Genomic DNA, 15,533 nt, shown 5'->3' on the forward strand with positions numbered 1-15,533 from the left:
CTCATGGCGCTCACCATAAAGGTTACGGCGGCGGATGGCACGCTGTACCATGTTGCAGCCCGGCAGCTGAATGATGCCACTGCGTGGTGGCGGATCGCGCAGCTCAACGGCATGACCGACCCCGACCTGTCTACTTTCACCACGCCCGTCACACTTGTGCTGCCTGCCATTGATACCGCGCTCAATAGTGGCGTGCCGGGGGTTGCGGCATGAGCGGCAGTCTTTCGCTCACCACTGCCGGGCAGACCATCTGGCGCGCGCCGCGCGCGCGGCTGCTGGTCAACGGCACCGAACGGACGGAAACCGGGATCGAACAGTTCACCCTGACCCGCACCCGCTACAGCCGGGCCGACACGCTTGAAATGACACTGGCGCTGGATCGCGCCGCCATGCCCGGCACCGGGTTGTGGTTTGACCTCCCAGCGCCTTCCGATGGCAGCGCCATGAGCGAACTGGGCATAACGCTGCAGATGCGTGACGCGGGCGATGAGGGTGCGCAATGGACCACCGTATTTACAGGTATCATTGACCATGTTGCGCTCAGCCCGGCGCAGACAGCGGTTACAATCGCCTGCCGCGACTATCTGGCCAGGCTTCTGGACATGCGCATCTGCGCCGGCTGGATGAACATGACCGGGGCGGAAGTGGTCGCGGCCATGGCCAGGGCAGCAGGGCTTACGCCACAGGTCAGCATGCCACAGGCCATGACGGGCCAGTTCTGGCAGGTGGAGCACAAACGGGGCAGCGCTGCCAGCCACAGCCGGTTCCAGACGGCATTTGACCTGGCCAGTACGCTGGCCACCGGGGCTGGCTGTGACCTGTACACGCAGGACACCACGCTTGTCTGCGCGCCCTATCCAACGCCCACACAGGCCAATACCCATCAGCTCGATTATGCCGATAACGGGCCGGAGCAACCCATCATGGCGGGGGCTTACGGCCTGAATTTCAGCCGCGATTACCAGATCGGCCGGGGCATCATCGTGCATGTCATGGCATGGGACAGCCGACAGCGCACAAAGGTGGATTACTACTGGTCAGCGGCAGGCGGCTCCACCACACCACCTGCGCAGGCGGGCACGTTGCACAGCTTCAGCCTGCCAGGCGCGCGGCTGGATACGGCCAGGCAGATGGCACAATGCAAATATGGGCAGATCATGGCCCATGCCCGCACCATTACCGGCACCCTGCCGGGGCGTATCACGCTCCAGCCGCGTGACTTCATGCAGCTGAGCGATACCGGCACGACATGGGACGGTACGCTGGACGTGGATGCCGTGATCAGCCGTTTTTCATGGAATGGCGGCTTTTCGCAGCAGGTCACGCTGCGTAGCCGCAGCATGACAGGAGATGAAACCGATGACTGATACCCGCATGGTCGCCGCAGGCCTGGCGCACGCGCAGGCCCAGCCCGGCTTCGGGCTGGTCAGCGCGGTGGACCCGGTCAATCACGCCGTAAAGGTCATGCTCCAGCCCGCCGGGGTGGAGAGTGGCTGGGTGCCCTGTGGCGCGCTACAGGCAGGCAGCCTGCGTATTGCCTGCCTGCCCGATATTGGTACGCATGTCGTGACCCTGCCGGTCGAGGGCGATGCCGAACACATGGTCATGGCCTGCCCGGTGTTTGACGCCGTGCTCATGCCGCCCGCATCGCCCGCCACGGGCAAACCGGCCCAGCCCGGCGAGATGCTGATCGTGGCAGGCTGCCCGACACCGCCCGTCAATGGCGCGACGGCGCAGGGCGACGCCACGCAGAACGCGCCGTGGTGGCACATTACCAAGGACACGATCTACAGCGGGGCAGGGCAGGCCACCGAGACACTGACCGCCACCGGCAAGGCGTGGAAGGTGGGCATCGTAGGCATGACGCTCGACGCCAACGGCCTGAGCGTAACCGGTGGCCCCATCACGACTGACAAGGACATGACCGCGCAGGGCACGGTCACCGGCAAGACGGACGTGCTCGCGGCGGGCATCTCGGGCAAGGGCCATACCCATAGCGGCGTGCAGCCGGGCAGCGGGTCGACGGGGGCACCGCAATGAGCGCGCTTTCCCACACCATGGGCGGCGACCTCGACCTGTCAGGCACCGGCAGCGTGGCCGTGGTGAGCAGTGCCGACCAGACAAGGCAGGCGCTCCTGCGCAGGCTATGCACCAATGCAGGCGCCTATATCTGGCAGCCCGATTACGGGGCTGGCCTGCCAGTAAGCGTGGGCAGCGTGATGGATGAGGCAGCCGTGCGCGCCCTGGTGCTTGAGCAGATGCAGGCGGAAGGCGGTGTGGACCAGACCCAGCCAATCACGGTCACGATCAGCAACCCGAGGGTAGGGGCCTATCTGCTGGCCATTGCCTACACCGATGCCGATACCGGCACGGTGCAGGAACTGACACTGAGCACATGACGGGCGCCCCGCGGGGCGCCTTTTTTATTGGAGGTCCGTCTTGGCCCTAACCTTCCAGTCTTTCAGGACGACGCTGGGCAACATGGTGGCGAGCGCGCAGGGTGCCTGCCCCTCGCTGCTCGACCTCAATGTCGGCTCCCCCGGCCGCGCCATGCTCGAGGCCGTGGCGGGGCTGGGGCTGTGGTTCCAGTTCATTGCACTCCAGATCCTCTCGCGCACGCGGCTGGCCACATCCATCGGCACGGACGCGGATAGCTTCGTGCAGGATTTTGGCCTCACCCGCCTGCCGGGCACGGCGGCGACCGGCACCGTCACCCTGACCTCGTTCTCGCCCGCCAGCCAGTCGGCCACGGTGGCGGTCGGCTCAACGGTGCGCACGGCGTCCAGCCTCGTGTTCACCGTGGTGCAGGACGAGACGAACGCTGCCTGGTCCACCGCTGCCGGGGCTTACGTCAGGCCCGCGGGCACGGCATCGATCACGGTGCCGGTGCAATGCGCCTCGACGGGTGCTACCGGCAATGTCGCGGCGGGTGCCATCTGCCTGCTGGGCACGGCCATATCGGGCATCGATGCGGTCACCAATACCGCAGCCCTGACCAATGGCAGCGATGGCGAGACGGATGCGGCCCTGCGCACGCGGTTCGTCTCCTACATCAACAGCCGATCCAAGGCGACGGTCTCGGCCATCGAGAACGCGGTGACCGATGTTTCCGCCGACCTGATCTACCAGGTGCTCGAGAACGTGGACACGTCCGGCGCGACCTTGCCCGGCAACGTGGTGGTGTTTGTCGATGACGGCTCGGGCGATGTGTCTGACAGCGTGATCGATGCGGTCTATGCGGCGGTTGATGACGTGCGGCCTGCCGCCGTGTCCATTCAGGTGGTGCGGCCCAACGTGGTCAGGCCAGCCGTGACCATGACAGTAGCCGTGAGCAATACCGGCGACCTCACCACCGTGCAGGCCACGATCAGCACCAATATCGCAACCTATCTCAACAGCCTCGCCATCGGGGCCTCGGCCAGCTACTCGCGCCTGATCCAGATCGCCTATGCCGCCAGCACGTCTGTCACCAACGTGACGGACGTGACGCTTGCAGGCAGCACGATGGACCTGCCCGCAACCACCGGCACAGCCTATCGGGCAGGGACGGTGAGCTTTGGCTGATGTGACACAGAACGGCTTCGCGCTGCGCGTGCGCGCGCTGCTGCCGACCGGCTGGTTCCCGGCCGCACCCGGCACGGGCGAGACAGAGCAGGCCCCGGTGCTCAACGCCCTGCTGCAGGGCTTTGGCAGCGTGTTTGCATGGATATGGGGCCTGCTGGACAGCACCAATGACCAGACCCGTCTGGCCACCATGACTGGCGCGTTCCTCGACATGTTCGCCGCCGACTTCTTCGGCACGACGCTGACCCGCGCCACGGGCGAGAGCGACGACGCCTACCGCACCCGCATCAAGGAGGCCCTGTTCCCTTCGCTCGGCACCCGGCCTGACGTGGTGAACGTGATTGCCGATGAAGTCGGCACCGCAGGCCGCGTGATCGAGCCGCGCAATGCGACCGACTGCAAGGGGCTGGGCACGCTTTCCAGCCCGGCCACCGGCGGTGGCTACGGCTATGGTGTGGCCGTCCTGCGCTATGGCTCGCGCGGCGTGCCGTTCCAGCTTTTTGCCCAGTTGCCGACCGGCGACACCAACCCGCCTGCAACCCAGACCCTGACCCGCATCGCCAATGTCATGCCCGCAGGCACGATTGCATGGGTGCAGGACGTGGAGACCCTTGACTGATGGACAGACAGATCGTCTACCCCGCGCAGATACCGCTCGACAGCGACCTGCTCAACGCCCAGCGCAATGCCTTCGTGGGCCTCGGCCACCTGGCAGGCATGGCTTATGGCGACAATACCGTGGCCGCTGGCGGCTTTGCCTGCACGCCGGGTACCGGGCTTGCCGTGACCATTGCGCCCGGCTCGCTGCTGACTGCGGGCGTTGTGGACGGCACAGCCTATGGCACGCTGGCCGCCAATGGCAGCGTGCTGGTGCGCCAGTATATCAGCCGTGATCCGGTCACACTTGCCGTGCCGGGGGCAGGGGCCACATACACGGTCTATGTCACACCCGCCACGGTCGATGCCGATGCCACCGTGCTGCCCTTCTACAACGCGGCCGACCCGTCCGTGACCTATGCCGGGGCTGATAACAGCGGCAAGGCAGCACCCACCGTGCGGCAGGACGTGGCGCAGCTTGGCATCGCGGCCACCGTGCCGGATGGGGCCTGTCCGCTCTGGACCATCACGGTGCCAGCCGCAGCCACGGCCATGACGGCGGACATGATTGCGCAGGCAGATGGCGCGCCGTTTTACCAGACCATTCCCGAACTCCAGGCCTCGAAGATATCGAAGGCAGGCGACGGCATGACCGGGCCGCTGACCGTGCTCAATGCTGCGGCGGCGCAGAACCCGGTCGCTCTGGGCCAGCTTGCCGGGCTGACACCGGGGCGGCTTCTGAACACGCAGGTGTTCGACACTGCGGGCACCTACTCTTACACGCCCACGTCCGGCACGACCCGTATCGAGGTTGATATTCAGGGTGGCGGTGGATCCGGGGGTTACACATACGGCACCGGCTCTGCATACGTTTCATGCTCAACCGCTGGGGGGGCGGGGAGCTTCTGCCACGCAGCATATGCCCTGAGCGACATACAGGACGCTATCGCGGCAGGCATCAACATTACTGTTGGCGCGGCGGGCGCCGTCTCGCCCCTGAATGAGTCGGGCGGTAATGGGGGAGCATCCTCATTCGGTAGCCTCGCAACGGCTCCGGGCGGATACGGTGGGAAATATGGCGTTGTGGCGAATGAGAATGCCTATTTCCAGTTCGCACTGGGCACGCCCGGCGATGCGCCGACCGGGACGGGAATTATATTTTCCGTGCGTGGCGGCCCTGCGGACATGCAGTTCGACTTGGGCGGCGGCATCATGAGCGGACAGGGCGGCAGTAGCCTGTTCGGAACGGGCGGCGGTCCCATTTCGGCTGGGGGTGCCTATGGCGTAGCCAATGTCACAGCCAAAAATGGCAATGGCCCCGGCGCGGGCGGTTCTGGATTGCCCGCAGGGGCTAGCGCAACGGGCGGTCCGGGCGGTCTGGGCGTGGATGGTATTGTCATAATCAGGGAATATGCATGATGGCGCAGAAAACCTACGCATGGATCAACGCGCGGGGAACGGTTGGCCAGGTCATCACGACCGATGCGGACCTCTCCACCCTCTACGCGCCTGATTTTGTCGCGGCCTGCGTGGATGTTACGGCAGTCACCCCGCAGCCTGCCGATCACTGGACCGCCACGAAATCAGCGGCAGGCGTGTGGTCGTTTGCAGCCCCGGTTGCGGCAACGGTTTCCCTTGCCCAGCAGGCGACAGCGGCGCAATCGTGGATCAGCCAGCAGGCCAGTCTCGCCGCCGCGATGGGTGAAACCTTCACGGCTGATATGAAGGCCTACGTACTGGCCATCGCTGCCATCGCCAACGGCACCGACACCACCAGCACCGCACTCCCTGCGCAGCCCACGGATGTGATGACGGCCAGCACGGCCACCACCACGACCTGACCCGCCCGCACAGCCCGCGCCTGCCACGCCGCCCATCCGGGCGGTTTTTTTATGAGAAAATGAATGAGTGAAACAGCACCCCTGACGCAAGGCGGCCCGGTGGCACCGATGCGCTGCGCCACGATCGAGGACCTGGCCCGCGTGCGCGAGCGGCTGGCCAAGGTCGAGGGCGGCCACGACAACCTGCGCGACGGGCTGAATACCCTGTCTGTCCAGTTCTCTGACCTGCGGCGCGACCTGACAAAATCAATGGCCGATACCGGCGCCCAGACCCGGCGCGAGATCATGGAGCGCGTGGACGACATGACCGACACGGCCACCGAGCGCAATAACGAGATATCGGGCAGGCTGGCCCGCATCGAGGGCGGCCTGAAACTGACCTCGTGGGTGACCATGACCTTCATCGTGCTGGCCACCGGCCTGCTGGGCTGGGGGCAGATTGGCGATGCCGCATGGTCGTTCTGCAAGCGCGCGTTCGGGTATGGGTCGTGATGGCTGCGCCGCCCGGCCTGCTGGCCGACCTCAAGGCCCGTGTCATTGCGCCCACGCTCGCTTTCATCGGCCTCGGAGGACAGGCGGCGGTCAACCTGCTGGCGGGCATCGCGCTGGCTGAAACGGGTTGCCGCGTGCTGGTGCAGGAAGGCGGCGGCCCGGCGCTGGGGCTGTGGCAGATGGAGCCGTTTACGCATGACGATATCTGGGCCACCTTCCTGCCAGCACCACGCCTGTCGTCCATCCGCGCCCGGCTGCTCGCCCTGCAGGCCGGGTGGCCCGTGGGGTCGGACCGCGCCACGCAACTGGTGGGCAACCTGCCCTATGCCTGCGCCATGGCCCGGCTGAAATGCTACCGCGCGCCCGATCCGCTGCCCGGCGCCGATGACGCGGCGGGGCAATGCCGGTTCTGGAAAACCAATTACAACACCGCGCTGGGGGCAGGGGACGTGGACCCGCAACACGTCGCCCTGTTCGCGCAAGCCATCGAGGCATGACATGAACACCACCGCAAAACTCGGCGGCCTCGGGGCCGTCATCGCACTCCTGCTGACCGAAGTGCCGGAGCAATACGCGCTGTATGCCGCGATCTTCGTGTTCGCATGCAGTGCCGCCACCGCCATCATCCCGCCGCCGCACGCAGGCAGCCGTTGGGCCTTGGCCTACCAGCTCATGACCACCATCGGGCTGAACATCGGCTGGGCGGAAAACCACTTCAAGCCGGGGCAGTCTGGCGTGCGGGTGCCGCTGGCTGACAAGCCTGCTGCGAAGCAGGCCGTGACGGCTGCTGGTATTCCGGTCCTGAATCGGAAAGGCCAGCCCGAAACACTGAAAAAACAGGGGGTGCAGCTCCGGCGCTAGGTGGATGGCCGATGTGAGCCGAAGCTGCAATCCCTATTCTGCCCTTCATTGCGGCAAAAATAAGTCACATATGTCCCGCCGCCAGGGCGGTTTTTTTACAGGAACAGGCGCATGAATCTTATGCTCTCCCGCCGATGCGTGCTGCGCATGGGGGCCGCAACGCTAATGGGCGGCATGCTCCCCGGTTGCACACTCACCCGCGCGGGCAAGGTCACCACCATTACCCTGAACGTGGCTGAAGTAACGGATTACGGCAATGCCCTCGTGTCCTTCGCCAATACCGCCATCAGTCTTTCATGTGTCGCGGCAGCCATGGGCCCTGCAAACGTGGCGCTGGCCAATACGGTTATTGCAGCACTGAAGGAAGCGCTCGATGCGTTCAGGACGGCCGCCGGGTCGAGTACGTCGGTCAGTTATGACAATACCAGCGTCCGCACGGCGTTTGACAGTATTGTAGCCGATATCGAGCAGATCAATACGCTGGTTATCGCAGTCATTACCGGCATGGCATCCGACCTGTCGAGCACTGTGGTCTCGGAGGCGAAAACAGCAGCGAATGCCGCGTCAACGCTCATTTCGCTGCTCAAGGCCATGGTGGACATGACGACACGGCGCCTGGCGGTCGGCACGACCCTGTCTGCGCAGGCAGCAATCGGGCGGATTACGGTTTTCGTGGCAACGCATGGTGCATGAATGGTCATGAGCAGGTGAAGCAATATGGAAAATGCCGCAACAATCTTTCCTTTCCTTTGTGGCATTGTGGTGGGCAATGCCGTCAGCCTGCTGGCTGGGGGAATTTTTATGCAACGTCACTGGCGGCGGCAGCGGATGATGCGCGAACGCCTTGGGCCGCCGGTGGCCTGATAAAAGTCGGTCGGACACTTCACAAAACGTCGCTTTAGAGACTGTTTGAAAACAACTCATTGATAAAAAATGATAAAAATTTTTGGGTGCCGCCTTTTTTAAAAAGGCGGTGTTCTTCGAAGCTTTTTGAAAAAAGCTTCACCAAAAACTTCCTTATGATTTCTGGATGTTTGCTGGGCTAACTTTTCAAACAGTCTCTTAGTTCAAAAAGGCGACATCCGCCAACTTTTGTTCTTGATCACTTTTTGGGTGACGAGCGTGCAGGCAACCTGATTTCACTTGCCAGCACGCCCGCAACAATACAGCAGGCGCCCAGCACCGATGTGGCTGGCAGCGGGTCACCGGCCATGCGTCCGACAATCCCGCCCCATACGGGCTCACCCGCGTAGATGATGGTGGCCCGTGTGGGCGAGACGGCTTTCTGCGCCCAGTTCATGGCCAGTTGCACAAGCATGCTGCCTGCGCCAAGGCCCACGCCTCCGGCAACCCATATCCATGAAAATGCGGGCAGGCGCTCGCCCGTGACCGGCATGGCCAGCAGGGCAAGGAGTCCGGCCACCAGCAACTGCACCACGGTGATGCGCCTGCTGTCTCCCAACAGTGCACAACGACTGATCAGCATGATCTCGGCTGCCGCCGATACGGCACACAGCACGGTGGCGCATTCACCCCGGCCAAACCCACCCTGCGTGGCACCCGTACCTGCCAGCAGTACCAGGCCACCAAAAGCCATCCCGATGCCTACCCAGTTCATGATGCGTGGCGGCCTGCGCAGCACGATCCATTGCAGAAGAGGCACGATCGGCACGTAAAGCGCGGTCAGAAAAGCGGAACGGCTGCTGCTGATGGTTTGCAGCCCATAGGTCTGCAGGGTGTAACAGCCCCATATTGCAACACCAATCGCCATGCCCGCGCCCATCTCGGCCAGGGTGATCCGCCGCAGGGCGCGGTGGAAAACTGCGCAGCCGATCAGCCCTGCTGTCATGAAGCGCAGCCCAACGAAGAACAGGGGGCCGCAATGTCGTAGCGTGACATGCACGATCAGGAACGTGCCACCCCAGAACAGTGTTACGGCCATCAGGGCCAGTTCCTGCCGTGAGGGAAGGTTCAAGATCGTCATGCACACGCCCGCCATTGTTTCATTCCGATCCGCACTTCTTCCTCCAGATAACCAGAAATAAAGCAGAGCTTACCCTGCGCGAAGGCACGCAACCCGGCCTTCTTCCGTGCTGTTTTAACATCCATGCGCATGGTTTGAAGCAGGGGAGGGCGGTCTTGTCACTTTTTGCCAATATGTCATCGGGGGAAGGCTGGCTCCAGCTTGGTGAACTCGTGCTTGCTTTCGTCCTGTCGGCGCTGGTGGGGATGGAGCGGGAGTTCAGGCAGAAAAGTGCTGGCCTGCGCACTTACACGCTGGTCGGGGTGGCATCCGCGCTGTTCATGCTGGTGTCAAAATACGGGTTCAACAACATTCTTGATGCGGGGCGTGTCGTGCTGGACCCCTCACGCATCGCGGCACAGGTGGTATCGGGCATCGGGTTCATTGGCGGTGGCGTCATCTTCATGCGGCGTGATATCGTGCGGGGGTTGACCACGGCGGCGTCAGTCTGGCTGACTGCGGCACTGGGCATGGCCTGCGGGGCGGGGCTGATTACGCTGGCGGTGGCGACAACCATCGGTCATTTCATCATCATGCTCGGCTTTCCGCGCATCAGCCATTTTATTCCACGCGATCATGCCGCCCGTTCGGTGGGGCTGTTCGTGTCCTACCCCGATGGGCGGGGACTGCTGCGCGTGATCCTGATCCGCTGCACCAGGCTGCGTTTCACCATTACCCGCGTAAAGCTGGAACAGCCGGACAGATCCCTGCAGGACCCCGATGCCCTGCAGGACCTGCGTGACCGGCAGCACGATGCGGAAATGCCGATGCCCAATGAAAGGCCGGGCCATGGCACGGTCACGCTGTTCATCAAGGTGCGCGGCAGGCGGCCCGTCTCGCACCTTGTTGCTGCATTATCGGACATTGACGGCATTATCAGCGTGGAAACCGATGAAGGCGATCATGATCCCGAATAGGCAGCCTGACCAGGCTGCTCAGACCGGTAGTTGCACGCGCCCCTGTGCATCACGGGTTACGGCGGTCGTGGCTACAACAGCGCCAACAGGCAGGGTGGCATAGAGATGCGGAAAAAGCTGCCCCCCGCGTGATGGCTCCCAGCGCACTGCCGCCGGGTCGAGCAGGCTCAGATCGATCGCAAGCAGCACAAGGCCGCTCTGGCCTGCAAAATGCTTTTCAAGCGTGCCATGCACCTGCGGTCCTGTGGAGAAATGGATGAAACCATCAGCCACATCAGCAGGCGAGCCTTTGAACAGGCCCGCGCGGGCGAATGCTTCATGCTCGGGGGCGGTCAGGATTTTATAGACGATATGCTCTGTCATCACATTCTGGTCCGGTCAGGGGAGGGCGAAGCATAGGGCAGCGCGCCGCCAGTGGAAACATGCTGGCCGCCATAATGCCTGCCCGCACGCAACGCGAGAAGGGCCACCCCGGCCAGCCCCGCGCTCCAGGCCAGAACCGCGTAGGGGCCCGCACCGGACAGAACCACCCCGCCACACAGCGCGCCCGCGCCGATGCCGCTATTAAAGCCCGTGACACAGAACGAACAGGCGGCCTCGCGCTGATGGGGCGCCAGTTCAATGGCATAGCTTTGCGGGCCAAGATTGATCAGGGCGGCAATGATGCCCCATGCCGCCATGTCCACCCATGCCAGCCATGATGCCCAGCCTGAGGCGACCAGCAGCACATGGCTGGACATCAGGGCGACCATGGCCATGCCAATCGTGCGCCCCGCCGACCAGGGCAGGTGGCCGCCCAGCCAGTTGCCCCCGATCCCCACCACGCCATAGATCAGCAGCAATAGTGGTATAAGCCGCTCTGGCGCATGTGGTATGGCTGACAGAAGCGGAATGATATAGGTATAGGCCGTGAAATGGGCACTGACCACAAGCGTGGTCAGCACGGCGATGTAACGCAGCACCGGCTGGCGCAGCAGGGCTGGAAGATCAAGATGCCTGCGCTGCGAGGGCAGGGGCGGCAGCAATGCCAGAACACCCCCCATGACGGCCAGCGCCGCAATGCCGCACGCCATGAATGCCGCCCGCCAGCCCAGCCACTGCCCGATGGCCGCAGCCATGGGAATGCCGCCCGCAAACCCCACCGCAACCCCTGTAAAGGCCCATGCCGTGGCACGCGCCACCGGCATATGCGGCGCGAGGCGGACGGCAACGCCCGCTATGGTCGACCAGAAAATGCCATGACCGAGTGCAAGTGCAACCCGCATCGCCGCCATGAGCGCGTAATTCGTGACAAAGGCGCAGGCGATATCCATCACCCCCGCCAGCCCCAGCAGTGCCGCCATGAGCATGCGCCGGTCCAGCCCCGAGGTTAGCAACGTGAGCGGGATGGCCGTCAGCGCCACCAGCCAGGCATAGCCCGTGACCAGCAGCCCGATGCGACCGGGCGAGACATGCAGGCCGGCCGCCATGTCCGTCAGCAGCCCTATTGGCAGCACCTCGGTCACCAGCCAGACAAACGCCCCCATCGAGAGCATGATGATACGCATCATAAACGCATTTACCCCCGGCACGCCGCCTGCGCGCAGGCACAGCGGAACCGGGCCGCTTTAATGCCATATCCGCAGGACGAAAAGGGGAGAATGCGCATAATTACGGGCAGGATGCAAAATCGGTCTGGTCATCGCGGTGCCAAGGGAGCACCGTGGGATCAATCAACCACCAGTGCGTATGAATAGTATGGAAAGGTTCGCATGATGACGCCGCTCCCTGGTAATGACACGGGGCCCGCCGTACTGCATTTTCCGCGCCGGGCCATTCTGCCGGCAGGGGAAGCATCGGATTACCTGGGTATCCGCCCCCGCCACCTGCGCGCCATGCGCCTGCTACGCTGCGGGCCAAAAACCATCACCATCAACCGCGAGACGCTCTATACCGAAGAAGACCTGCGCAACTTTCGCCAGGGATTGCTCAATATGGTGGGCGTTACAGAAAACGGCGGGCTTTACCGCGAGCTCAAGCCAGGGGAACGGACCACCGCAACTGAGGGCGATCCGCTGATCGTGCTCCTGTCGCGACATATCATCCGCCGCAAGGCCACGCTGGTGGGCCTGTGGAGCATGATGGCGATGGGCATCGGCATTGATCTGATCCTATTCTGAACAGACCGGAGCGCCAGCAGCAGATGCCCGCGCGTACGGAGCCAGCATATCGGGAATAAAAAAAGGGGGCTCCATCCGGAGCCCCCTTTTTTGACACATGGTGTCAGGCGCGCAGATTACTGCTGGCCGTGATCGCCGTGCTCATGGTCGCCATGCTCACCACCGTGTTCGTGGTCACCATGCTCACCACCGCGCTCATCGCCACCGTGGTCACGGTCGCCATGCTCGCCACCCTGGCCGTTCTGGTCATGACCGCCGCGATGACCGCCGTGATGGCCACGGTGCTCGCCATGGTGCTGCTCGTTGTTGTCATCCGCATGAGCAGCGACGGGCAGGGCCAGGCCGAGGGCCGCAGCAAAAAGCAGTGCTTTTTTCATGTAATTTATTCCTTCCTAACGAACTGATTTTTGCAAATCAGATATTGCCTTATAAAATAACGGCCCGATGATATAAAGGGCATAGCGCTATTTCATTTGTAACCGAATGCATCACTTATATCGCTGAAGGTCAATACCTGAATTTTGCGTGAGGCTGCCATGCATGTCAGGCATCATCATACAGGAAGCCTTCATCGGATACCGTCTGCACACCATCGTGCGGGCGGGCATAGCCGCGCCTGCTTCGCCAGGCGCGCAACAGGGCTTCACGCCATTCTTCATGCGGCTCTTTACGGGGTTTGGGGGTGGAATCGGACTGTATGTTCATGATCCGGAAACCTCTGAAAAAGCCCGCCAAAGCGCAGGCAGGGATGCTTAACAAATATGGAACATCATAAGTGTGACGATTGTATGAATCCTGTTTTGCAAGGCCGCGGCTTTTTTTCCTCATGCACGTGGTTCAGATCAATCTGCTGATGGTATTATTAGGAATCTATTCTTTTGCGCATCAGGGATCAGGTCTGCTACGTGGCAATAATCATGTAATGCCGGAAAACTGCCAGGACCGGGCGAATCACGATGGTCATGCCGCCATATGGCCTGAGCGGCGCGCATCCTTCTGGCCCTGCCGGAGCATCCATGGTCTTGTAAGATTCACAAAACGCCGGGGGGCATGAGCGTGCCCGCCCGCATGATAAAGGAAGACCAACCATGCAGATTGATCTGACAGGCCGGACGGCCATTGTAACAGGCTCAACCGGCGGGATCGGCCTGGCCATTGCCAGGGGGCTGGCTGCGAGCGGTGCGCATGTCATCGTCAACGGGCGCCGCCCGGCAGCGGTAGCGGAGGCGATCAAGGCCCTTTCCGCACTGGGCAAGGGCAGCGTGGCGGGCTTTACAGGCGATCTGGGCACGGCGGAAGGCTGTGCCGCGCTGGTGGCGGCCCACCCGCAATGTGATATCCTGATCAACAATCTGGGTATTTTTGAGCCGAAAGATTTTTTTGAAACCCCGGATGCCGACTGGACCCGTTTTTTCGAGGTCAATGTCATGTCTGGCGTGCGGCTTTCACGGGCCTATCTGCCGGGCATGCAGGCGCGTGACTGGGGGCGTGTGGTATTCATTTCATCGGAATCGGCGTTCAACATTCCGGTCGAGATGATCCATTACGGCTTCAGCAAGACCGCGCAGGTCAGCATCGCGCGCGGCCTGGCGGAGCGGATGGCGGGCACCAATGTAACCGTGAATTCCGTGCTGCCAGGGCCGACCCTGTCGGAAGGACTGGCGGAAATGCTCAGGCCCGAGCAGGAAAAAACCGGCAGGACGATGGAGGAAGTGGCGGCGGAATTCGTGATGCAGCATCGTCCGTCCTCCATCATCCGCCGCGCAGCAGGCGTGGATGAGGTGGCGAACATGGTGGTTTACCTGTCCTCGCCGCAGGCATCGGCCACGACGGGGGCGGCCGTGCGCGTTGATGGCGGCGTGCTGAGCACGGTCTGACCTCGCCAACCCTGTGCGCGTGCGTCCCGTGCCGGTCATGGCCGGGGCGTGCCGCGGCCCCTCCATGACCATGCGGATTGCTGGTAGGAAAAAGGGGTCTGTCCATTTCCATGCCGCAGGGATTTTTCATGTCCACCACCGTTCTTTACTCACCAGACGACGTGCGTGCCGCAGGGAGCAACGTGCTCCTGATTGACGTGCGCGACCCCAAGGGTTTCGCGGCAGGCCACATTCCCGGTGCCGTCAACATGCCGGACATCTTTACCTATCTGGCCGAAACCTCGCATGAAGGGCTGCACAAGCTGCAGCAGACCTTTGCCACCCTTTTTGCCGATTACGGGCTGGATGGCACCAGAACCGCCATCGTTTATGAAGATGCCCTGCACACCCGCTACGGTGCATCCTGCCGGGGCTACTGGATCCTGCGTTATCTGGGTTACCCGAAAGTGGGCATTCTTGACGGTGGGCTGAGCACGTGGCGCAGGGAAGGGGGCACACTGACAACCGATGTCACCCGCCCCGCACGCACCGACTTCCCCCTGCGGCCCGATGCCAGCCTCATGGCAACGCAGGCCGACGTGCGGGCGGCGCTGGGTTCTGCCACCATCAAGCTGCTTGATAACCGCGACCGGGTGGAGTGGCTGGCTGAAAGTTCATCGCCCTACGGGGTTGATTTCGCGCCACGCAAGGGCCGTATTCCCGGTGCCGTGTGGATCGAATGGTATGACTTCATGAAGGTGACCGACAACCACGCCGCCTTCCGCACGCCTGATGAAATCCGCGCACTCGCCGCCACGCGCAACCTGCATCCTGATGATGACATCATTATCTACTGCTTCAAGGGTGCACGTGCCGCCAATACCTATGTGGCGCTGGCTTCGGCCGGGTTCAGCAGGCTGCGCATCTACATGGGGTCGTGGAACGAGTGGTCGCGCAACCCGGCGCTGCCGATTGAAGGCGGGCTGCCAAAAGCCGCCGCACCCTATAACGGCGCCTGAGGGAAGAAATAAGCGGACTTTCGCGCCTGTCGTGGCGTGAAAGTCCTCTGCGCGCGGAGCGGCCTTACGATCCTTTTGCCGCTTCTCCCTGCCTGGCATGGCTGGCCATGATGTCCCTGGTCATGGCCTCGACGCGGAAATCTCACAGAAGGGTTGTACATCGGGTTAGATTATGAAAAAGTCTGTTTTGCACAAAAGAAATTT

Annotated in this window: 22 protein-coding genes; 18 read left to right on the top strand and 4 right to left on the bottom strand. The window is 62.8% G+C overall.

Annotated elements, in window-relative coordinates:
- Window positions 1-3: 3 nt before the first annotated feature.
- From DV027_RS11565 to DV027_RS17595, 13 genes are all read left to right on the top strand, one after another.
- Window positions 4-213 carry a hypothetical protein gene (locus DV027_RS11565; protein WP_130731984.1) on the top strand — a complete coding sequence of 70 codons (210 nt, stop codon included), beginning with the start codon at window positions 4-6 and terminating at the stop codon, window positions 211-213.
- Window positions 210-1,367: a hypothetical protein gene (locus DV027_RS11570; RefSeq protein WP_130731986.1), complete on the top strand. Its 1,158-nt coding sequence runs from the start codon at window positions 210-212 to the stop codon at window positions 1,365-1,367. Before DV027_RS11565 ends, DV027_RS11570 begins: the two co-directional genes overlap by 4 nt.
- A complete protein-coding gene (locus tag DV027_RS11575; protein ID WP_130731988.1) occupies window positions 1,360-2,040 on the top strand; it encodes a phage baseplate assembly protein V in 681 nt (226 codons plus the stop codon). The genes DV027_RS11570 and DV027_RS11575 overlap by 8 nt, the downstream gene beginning before the upstream one ends.
- A complete protein-coding gene (locus DV027_RS11580) occupies window positions 2,037-2,399 on the top strand; it encodes a phage tail protein (RefSeq protein ID WP_130731990.1) in 363 nt (120 codons plus the stop codon). Before DV027_RS11575 ends, DV027_RS11580 begins: the two co-directional genes overlap by 4 nt.
- Window positions 2,400-2,439: 40 nt before the next feature.
- Window positions 2,440-3,564, top strand: coding sequence for a baseplate J/gp47 family protein (locus DV027_RS11585; protein ID WP_130731992.1), 1,125 nt, complete (start codon window positions 2,440-2,442; stop codon window positions 3,562-3,564).
- A gap of 1 nt (window position 3,565) precedes the next feature.
- On the top strand, window positions 3,566-4,183 hold the full coding sequence (locus DV027_RS11590; protein ID WP_242621873.1) for a hypothetical protein: 618 nt from the start codon (window positions 3,566-3,568) through the stop codon (window positions 4,181-4,183).
- Window positions 4,183-5,580, top strand: a complete 1,398-nt coding sequence (locus DV027_RS17905) for a glycine-rich domain-containing protein (RefSeq protein WP_242621870.1) — start codon at window positions 4,183-4,185, stop codon at window positions 5,578-5,580. The genes DV027_RS11590 and DV027_RS17905 overlap by 1 nt, the downstream gene beginning before the upstream one ends.
- Entirely contained in the window at window positions 5,577-6,002 is a 426-nt protein-coding gene (locus DV027_RS11600) for a hypothetical protein (protein WP_242621871.1), read from the top strand. The genes DV027_RS17905 and DV027_RS11600 overlap by 4 nt, the downstream gene beginning before the upstream one ends.
- Window positions 6,003-6,065: 63 nt before the next feature.
- Window positions 6,066-6,494 carry a hypothetical protein gene (locus DV027_RS11605; RefSeq protein ID WP_130731996.1) on the top strand — a complete coding sequence of 143 codons (429 nt, stop codon included), beginning with the start codon at window positions 6,066-6,068 and terminating at the stop codon, window positions 6,492-6,494.
- Window positions 6,494-6,991, top strand: a complete 498-nt coding sequence (locus tag DV027_RS11610; RefSeq protein ID WP_130731998.1) for a hypothetical protein — start codon at window positions 6,494-6,496, stop codon at window positions 6,989-6,991. The genes DV027_RS11605 and DV027_RS11610 overlap by 1 nt, the downstream gene beginning before the upstream one ends.
- Window position 6,992: 1 nt before the next feature.
- Complete coding sequence (locus tag DV027_RS11615; protein WP_130732000.1) at window positions 6,993-7,355, top strand: hypothetical protein; 363 nt, start codon at window positions 6,993-6,995, stop codon at window positions 7,353-7,355.
- Between the two features lie 111 nt (window positions 7,356-7,466).
- Window positions 7,467-8,048 carry a hypothetical protein gene (locus DV027_RS11620; RefSeq protein ID WP_130732002.1) on the top strand — a complete coding sequence of 194 codons (582 nt, stop codon included), beginning with the start codon at window positions 7,467-7,469 and terminating at the stop codon, window positions 8,046-8,048.
- Between the two features lie 24 nt (window positions 8,049-8,072).
- Window positions 8,073-8,219 carry a hypothetical protein gene (locus DV027_RS17595; protein WP_165399180.1) on the top strand — a complete coding sequence of 49 codons (147 nt, stop codon included), beginning with the start codon at window positions 8,073-8,075 and terminating at the stop codon, window positions 8,217-8,219.
- A 238-nt stretch (window positions 8,220-8,457) separates the two neighbouring features.
- On the opposite strand, the gene DV027_RS11625 is transcribed toward DV027_RS17595, so the two are convergent.
- Window positions 8,458-9,339: a DMT family transporter gene (locus tag DV027_RS11625; RefSeq protein ID WP_130732004.1), complete on the bottom strand. Its 882-nt coding sequence runs from the start codon at window positions 9,337-9,339 to the stop codon at window positions 8,458-8,460.
- A 173-nt stretch (window positions 9,340-9,512) separates the two neighbouring features.
- On the opposite strand from DV027_RS11625, the gene DV027_RS11630 reads away from it, so the two are divergent.
- Complete coding sequence (locus tag DV027_RS11630) at window positions 9,513-10,295, top strand: MgtC/SapB family protein (protein WP_130732032.1); 783 nt, start codon at window positions 9,513-9,515, stop codon at window positions 10,293-10,295.
- An 18-nt stretch (window positions 10,296-10,313) separates the two neighbouring features.
- Here the strand turns inward: DV027_RS11630 and DV027_RS11635 are convergent, their stop codons facing one another.
- Both DV027_RS11635 and DV027_RS11640 read right to left on the bottom strand, forming a co-directional pair.
- A complete protein-coding gene (locus DV027_RS11635) occupies window positions 10,314-10,658 on the bottom strand; it encodes a DUF952 domain-containing protein (RefSeq protein WP_130732006.1) in 345 nt (114 codons plus the stop codon).
- Complete coding sequence (locus tag DV027_RS11640; protein WP_130732008.1) at window positions 10,658-11,845, bottom strand: MFS transporter; 1,188 nt, start codon at window positions 11,843-11,845, stop codon at window positions 10,658-10,660. Before DV027_RS11640 ends, DV027_RS11635 begins: the two co-directional genes overlap by 1 nt.
- 201 nt (window positions 11,846-12,046) lie before the next feature.
- Here DV027_RS11640 and DV027_RS11645 point away from each other — a divergent pair, with 201 nt between their 5' ends.
- Together DV027_RS11645 and DV027_RS17600 are read left to right on the top strand one after the other, a co-directional pair.
- On the top strand, window positions 12,047-12,454 hold the full coding sequence (locus DV027_RS11645; RefSeq protein ID WP_242621872.1) for a hypothetical protein: 408 nt from the start codon (window positions 12,047-12,049) through the stop codon (window positions 12,452-12,454).
- A gap of 128 nt (window positions 12,455-12,582) precedes the next feature.
- Entirely contained in the window at window positions 12,583-12,858 is a 276-nt protein-coding gene (locus tag DV027_RS17600; protein ID WP_165399181.1) for a hypothetical protein, read from the top strand.
- Between the two features lie 139 nt (window positions 12,859-12,997).
- Here the strand turns inward: DV027_RS17600 and DV027_RS17605 are convergent, their stop codons facing one another.
- Window positions 12,998-13,159: a hypothetical protein gene (locus DV027_RS17605; RefSeq protein ID WP_165399182.1), complete on the bottom strand. Its 162-nt coding sequence runs from the start codon at window positions 13,157-13,159 to the stop codon at window positions 12,998-13,000.
- 383 nt (window positions 13,160-13,542) lie between these two features.
- Here DV027_RS17605 and DV027_RS11655 point away from each other — a divergent pair, with 383 nt between their 5' ends.
- Window positions 13,543-14,331, top strand: coding sequence for an SDR family NAD(P)-dependent oxidoreductase (locus DV027_RS11655; RefSeq protein WP_130732012.1), 789 nt, complete (start codon window positions 13,543-13,545; stop codon window positions 14,329-14,331).
- 128 nt (window positions 14,332-14,459) lie between these two features.
- Entirely contained in the window at window positions 14,460-15,329 is an 870-nt protein-coding gene (locus DV027_RS11660; RefSeq protein WP_130732014.1) for a sulfurtransferase, read from the top strand.
- Window positions 15,330-15,533 lie beyond the last annotated feature (204 nt).

The organism is Komagataeibacter xylinus (assembly GCF_004302915.1).
Classification (GTDB): Bacteria; Pseudomonadota; Alphaproteobacteria; order Acetobacterales; family Acetobacteraceae; genus Komagataeibacter; species Komagataeibacter xylinus_C.

Coding starts and splice junctions, on each gene's coding strand:
- DV027_RS11565 (WP_130731984.1), top strand. CDS start 4: ATGGCGCTCACCATAAAGGTTACGGCGGCGGATGGCACGCTGTACCAT.
- DV027_RS11570 (WP_130731986.1), top strand. CDS start 210: ATGAGCGGCAGTCTTTCGCTCACCACTGCCGGGCAGACCATCTGGCGC.
- DV027_RS11575 (WP_130731988.1), top strand. CDS start 1,360: ATGACTGATACCCGCATGGTCGCCGCAGGCCTGGCGCACGCGCAGGCC.
- DV027_RS11580 (WP_130731990.1), top strand. CDS start 2,037: ATGAGCGCGCTTTCCCACACCATGGGCGGCGACCTCGACCTGTCAGGC.
- DV027_RS17905 (WP_242621870.1), top strand. CDS start 4,183: ATGGACAGACAGATCGTCTACCCCGCGCAGATACCGCTCGACAGCGAC.
- DV027_RS11600 (WP_242621871.1), top strand. CDS start 5,577: ATGATGGCGCAGAAAACCTACGCATGGATCAACGCGCGGGGAACGGTT.
- DV027_RS11605 (WP_130731996.1), top strand. CDS start 6,066: ATGAGTGAAACAGCACCCCTGACGCAAGGCGGCCCGGTGGCACCGATG.
- DV027_RS11610 (WP_130731998.1), top strand. CDS start 6,494: ATGGCTGCGCCGCCCGGCCTGCTGGCCGACCTCAAGGCCCGTGTCATT.
- DV027_RS11615 (WP_130732000.1), top strand. CDS start 6,993: ATGAACACCACCGCAAAACTCGGCGGCCTCGGGGCCGTCATCGCACTC.
- DV027_RS11620 (WP_130732002.1), top strand. CDS start 7,467: ATGAATCTTATGCTCTCCCGCCGATGCGTGCTGCGCATGGGGGCCGCA.
- DV027_RS17595 (WP_165399180.1), top strand. CDS start 8,073: ATGGAAAATGCCGCAACAATCTTTCCTTTCCTTTGTGGCATTGTGGTG.
- DV027_RS11625 (WP_130732004.1), bottom strand. CDS start 9,339: ATGACGATCTTGAACCTTCCCTCACGGCAGGAACTGGCCCTGATGGCC.
- DV027_RS11630 (WP_130732032.1), top strand. CDS start 9,513: ATGTCATCGGGGGAAGGCTGGCTCCAGCTTGGTGAACTCGTGCTTGCT.
- DV027_RS11635 (WP_130732006.1), bottom strand. CDS start 10,658: ATGACAGAGCATATCGTCTATAAAATCCTGACCGCCCCCGAGCATGAA.
- DV027_RS11640 (WP_130732008.1), bottom strand. CDS start 11,845: ATGATGCGTATCATCATGCTCTCGATGGGGGCGTTTGTCTGGCTGGTG.
- DV027_RS11645 (WP_242621872.1), top strand. CDS start 12,047: ATGATGACGCCGCTCCCTGGTAATGACACGGGGCCCGCCGTACTGCAT.
- DV027_RS17605 (WP_165399182.1), bottom strand. CDS start 13,159: ATGAACATACAGTCCGATTCCACCCCCAAACCCCGTAAAGAGCCGCAT.
- DV027_RS11655 (WP_130732012.1), top strand. CDS start 13,543: ATGCAGATTGATCTGACAGGCCGGACGGCCATTGTAACAGGCTCAACC.
- DV027_RS11660 (WP_130732014.1), top strand. CDS start 14,460: ATGTCCACCACCGTTCTTTACTCACCAGACGACGTGCGTGCCGCAGGG.